At 67.8% G+C, this 3866-nt stretch carries 5 protein-coding genes; all 5 read right to left on the bottom strand.

The window, feature by feature from the left end; all coding sequences use genetic code 11:
* Nucleotides 1-131: 131 nt before the first annotated feature.
* Genes E6C70_RS16525 through E6C70_RS16505 form a run of 5 tightly spaced genes read right to left on the bottom strand, consistent with a single transcriptional unit; the run spans nt 132 to nt 3763 of the window.
* Entirely contained in the window at nt 132-890 is a 759-nt protein-coding gene (locus E6C70_RS16525; RefSeq protein WP_136425581.1) for a hypothetical protein, read from the bottom strand.
* Nucleotides 891-918: 28 nt separating this feature from the next.
* Nucleotides 919-1482, bottom strand: a complete 564-nt coding sequence (locus E6C70_RS16520; RefSeq protein WP_136425580.1) for a hypothetical protein — start codon at nt 1480-1482, stop codon at nt 919-921.
* On the bottom strand, nt 1479-2102 hold the full coding sequence (locus E6C70_RS16515) for a hypothetical protein (protein ID WP_136425579.1): 624 nt from the start codon (nt 2100-2102) through the stop codon (nt 1479-1481). Before E6C70_RS16515 ends, E6C70_RS16520 begins: the two co-directional genes overlap by 4 nt.
* Nucleotides 2103-2148: 46 nt before the next feature.
* Nucleotides 2149-3432, bottom strand: a complete 1284-nt coding sequence (locus E6C70_RS16510; RefSeq protein ID WP_136425578.1) for a hypothetical protein — start codon at nt 3430-3432, stop codon at nt 2149-2151.
* A 1-nt stretch (nt 3433) separates the two neighbouring features.
* On the bottom strand, nt 3434-3763 hold the full coding sequence (locus tag E6C70_RS16505; protein WP_136425577.1) for a flagellar protein FlgN: 330 nt from the start codon (nt 3761-3763) through the stop codon (nt 3434-3436).
* Nucleotides 3764-3866: the final 103 nt, after the last annotated feature.

Raw genomic sequence — 3866 nt, 5'->3', positions numbered from 1 at the left:
GTAAGACGCACCGAAATCAGCCATAATCCTGAACCTTCCGTTTCATGATGTCGGCCCATCCGGACCATCTGCAGCAACGCTAACGGTCGGGCAACGACTTCACCAATGGGGAGAGGTACCCACCCTGCTCGTCACCGCGAGGACTGCGAACGCGCCCATTCCTGTCGTGCCAGGCCGCCGAGGGGGGCGTTCGCCGCGTCAGCGGCCTCATCGTGGTCGATCACCCCGGCATCGGCGAGAATGTCGACGGCCCGAGCGAGGTCGCTGCGGATCGACTCCCTCTCGCCAGGGGCGAGGGCGTCCACGGCGCGCCGCAGTTCGTCGAACCGGGTAGCCGGAACGGAAGCGCCGCCCGAGCGCCACACGCGTACGGCCATCGTGACCGCGGTTGCAGCGCTACTCACGGCCATGGCGACGAACACGGCAACCCACACACGCGCGAGTCCGGCGTCGCGGGAGGCTATGGTCGTCGCCCAGACGGCGAGCGCCCCGAACAGGACCGCGACCCCGTTGAGGAGAGCCCTCGTCGCCGAGACGTCTGCCCGCCCGCGCATGACGCGCACGTCCAGGATGACGCGGGAGACGATGTAGCCGATGGCGCCGGTGCCCGCGACCGCCAGCGGAACGTCGAGGTCGGCACCCAGCCTGCCCGCCGTCAGGACGATGCCCGCGGCGATGAGGGGCCAGATCTCGATCACCCCGGCACCGAGCGCGAGAACACCGGAGGCGAGTCCGCCGGCTGGTCGCGAAGGGAGGTCGGCGTTGGTCTGGCCGAGCGACTCCTGGATGTCGGGATGAGCGTGGAACGCGCTCCGCTCCAGATCAGACCATGACAACGGGGTGTCGCCGGTCTGGACGGAACGGGCGTAGGCCAGGGCGCTGTCCATCATCTGCCAACGTATCGAGAGGTGCTCGGGCTCATTCGAGCACCCGCATCGTCGAGACGACCTCGCGCAGTGGGACGTCGATGAGACCGATCACGGTGGTGCTCGTCGGCTCGGACGTGATGCGCACGGCGCATTCCGGACCCGACAGGATGTAGCCGATGCCCGCCTCCGGCTCACCGCGCTCGTCGGTCCTGGCACCGATGAATCGGGCAGAGATGCCGTCGCCGATCCCGGCGACGGCGACGGACTCGACCTGTGGACGGATGGCGAGCGCAACCTCTCCGAGCAGTTCAGAGGCGAGGTCGGCGTCGGCGGAGAGCGGCGGAGCCACCTCGACGTGAAGGAGAACGCAGAGCGGAGCCTGCAGCGGCCAGAACTGCAGTCCGAACGTCACGGTGGACGTCAACCGACTCACCGCGTCGCGAGCGTTCCGACGCACGAGATCGAGTTCATCGCGTGTGGCAGCGGGTCGCCCGCTCGAGTAGCGCTCGGTGACATCCGCCTCCCACTCGACGATGGTCGCGAACTCGTCCGTGGGGAATGCGGGAGGCACGTGCAGCCAGAACCGCTGGTCTGCGCGGTAGCCGATCCTCACGCCGACTGCCAGGTGAGCGTGCTCACGATCGCGTCGGCGAGCGCGAACATATCGGCGATGATCGGCGTCTCGCGCGTGTAGGTGCCGTCCCTCGGGTGCACGACGACCGCGGTCAGCTGGAGCGCCTTGCTTCGGTCCGATCCCGGGATGGGCGTGACGTAGGCGGTCGTCATCTGCCCGACCGTCGCCGTGCCCACGGCCACCTCCGAGTGGGTCTCCCACCGCACGAAGCGAGTGTCGCCCTGCAATGAGGTTCCCCCCTTGGTGCGGATGAGGTCGACGACGAGTTCATCGAGCGAGCCGCCCGCTGGAGCGGTCCGCACGCTGGCGGTGATCGACAGAGGCAGAACGAGGTCCTCCTCCCACGCCTCGGTCTGGATGTAGAACCGAACCGTTTGCGCTCCGCGCATTCCCGCGAATGCCCGGCCGGTGAGTGCACGTAGTTGGGCGAGGAGATCGGGGCGATGCGCTGACCGCAGCCGTTTCGCCGCCCGATCGACGAGGTCATGCTCGGAGGACGGCGACGCGTCGAACTCGCTCCAGCCGCTGGGCAGCACGATCGAGAACTCCGGGAGTGCGTCGTCGCGACCGCGCATCAGCTCCGCGCGTAGATCGTTCATCGGCCGGTGCCCCCCTCGAATGGCACGTCGATCATCCCACAGCGCGTCATCCGTTGGTCGCGAGCTGCTTCTCCCAGGTGGAGACCGTGGAGTTGTCGCCGCTCTCGTCGGCGAGATCCTTGGCACCCAGGAACACCTGGCCGGGGCTGTTGACGACCCAGCCGTAATGCCCGAGGAGATGTCCGGCCGCACCCCAACCTCCGCTCGCCAGGGCAGCGGCGGAGTCGGCTGCGGTTCCGTAGCCCATGATGCGTGCCGCGACGTCCTCCAAGGCGTACGACCCACGGAATGCGGACGTGCCGGCCGTGAACGCGCCGGCACCGAAGGTCCGCGCCGTCGAGAAGGTGCTCTTCATGGTCGTGACTGCGGTGACGAACTCACCGCGACCGGCGGCCGTGCCGAGTCCGCCCAACGCCTCGTTGAGGAATGCCTTGGCTCCCGGGCTCGCACCGCCCGCGAACTTGGCGAGGCTTCCGAACGGGATGACTCCGACGATGGCGAGTCCGACTTCGAGCGGGCTCGAGTTGCCCCGGGACGCCTTGTAGAGCGTGAGCGCCAGGGTGGCGATCGCCACGATGGCACCGAGAGCGGCGATGATCGGTCCCCCGACGATGAAGGCGAGCACCGCGAGGACGATGCCGGCCCACTGCAGGATCTTGAGCGCGAAGTCGACGAATCCGTCGACGTCGTCCCAGAAGCCGTCCTCGATGCCGCCATCCGTCGCCGTGCCGATGTGATCGGCTGCGGTGTTGAACGCCGTCTCCCACGTGTCGAACTGGACGTCGAACAGCTTCGCCTCGTCGATGAAGTGCTGGTGCGCGGCCTCCATCGCCGCGTGGGCGGCTGCGATGTCGTGCGCGTGGGCGGTCTCCTCGGGCGTCGGGCCGGGAGGAGGAGGGGTCGCTCCGGGCGGCAACGGGGCCGGGCCGGGCTTCGCCGTGGGAATCGGATGATTGACGTCGTCGTACCCGCCCCGGGCGGTCACGTAGAGGTCCCAACGGTGTTGGCACTCCGGCACGATGACCTTCATGGAGTCCTGCACGCCGTCCAGCGCGTTGCCGTAGGCGATGAGAGCGGTGCCCGTCGGCGTGTAGCGCTCTCCCGCGAGGGCGAGCTCCTCGTAGACCTCTCCGACGACGTCCTTGATCTTGTCGATCGAGAGCCCCTTCTGCGGAACGCCATCGGTCGCGATGACCTTGAGCACGCCCGCAGCGCCGGTCATCTGGCCGCCGAGGTCCTCGACCTGCTTACCTCGCTTGACGATCGCGTCGGCCGAGCCGATCACGACCTCGATGTCGTTGCCCCCCGGGGACTGCTCCATCTCGCTCATGTCAGTTCGCCTTCGGCATCGTGTCGGCCTCGATGGATTCGACGGCGAGCTTGGACGAGACCTCGGTGTCCCAGTTCGCCCACCCCTGACCGGTGCCCTCGACGCGCTCCTGGATCTTCATGAGGTCCTCCTTGAGCGCCTTGCGACGGTCGTCCCAGCCGTCCTCGAACTCCTCGGCCGCCTCGCGCAGCTTGTTGCGGCCGTAGGGATCGCCGATGTCGCCCTCGAGTGTGGTTGCACGCGACTCGGCCTCCTGCAGCTCGACGATGATCTGCTTGAGCGAGCCGTTGAGCTCATTGAGCACGCTGTATTCGACGAGGACGTCGACCATGATTCCTCCTCAGGACGGGACGGGTGAGCGTTCGTGCGGGTTTCAGCCGCCGGCGAGCTGCTGGTCGAGGTCCTGGATGGCCTGCATCATGCCCTTGAGCGAA

It is taken from the genome of Orlajensenia flava (genome assembly GCF_004801905.1).
Classification (GTDB): domain Bacteria; phylum Actinomycetota; class Actinomycetes; order Actinomycetales; family Microbacteriaceae; genus Orlajensenia; species Orlajensenia flava.
The sequence above is the reverse complement of the archived record's forward strand: the minus strand, read 5'-3'. Positions and strand labels throughout refer to the sequence as shown.

What these genes read in the sequence shown, in the direction of transcription:
- E6C70_RS16525 (WP_136425581.1), bottom strand. Translation starts at nt 890, where the DNA reads ATGATGGACAGCGCCCTGGCCTACGCCCGTTCCGTCCAGACCGGCGAC.
- E6C70_RS16515 (WP_136425579.1), bottom strand. Translation starts at nt 2,102, where the DNA reads ATGAACGATCTACGCGCGGAGCTGATGCGCGGTCGCGACGACGCACTC.
- E6C70_RS16510 (WP_136425578.1), bottom strand. Translation starts at nt 3,432, where the DNA reads ATGAGCGAGATGGAGCAGTCCCCGGGGGGCAACGACATCGAGGTCGTG.
- E6C70_RS16505 (WP_136425577.1), bottom strand. Translation starts at nt 3,763, where the DNA reads ATGGTCGACGTCCTCGTCGAATACAGCGTGCTCAATGAGCTCAACGGC.